1 rRNA gene is annotated in these 219 nt (G+C 50.7%); it reads left to right on the forward strand.

What is annotated here, in order from left to right:
• A 16S ribosomal RNA gene (locus tag H6A12_RS13255) occupies positions 1 to 219 on the forward strand; the annotation flags it as partial.

The following is a 219-nucleotide window of genomic DNA, read 5'->3' on the forward strand; positions in this document are numbered from 1 at the left end:
TTAACTGAGTGGCGGACGGGTGAGTAACGCGTGAGTAACCTGCCTCAAAGAGGGGGATAACGTCTGGAAACGGACGCTAATACCGCATGACATATCGTTATGGCATCATAATGATATCAAAGGAGCAATCCGCTTTGAGATGGACTCGCGTCCAATTAGCTAGTTGGTGAGGTAACGGCCCACCAAGGCGACGATTGGTAGCCGGACTGAGAGGTTGAA

Origin of the sequence: Merdimmobilis hominis, from assembly GCF_016901855.1 — a bacterium.
Lineage (GTDB): Bacteria > Bacillota > Clostridia > Oscillospirales > Ruminococcaceae > Paludihabitans.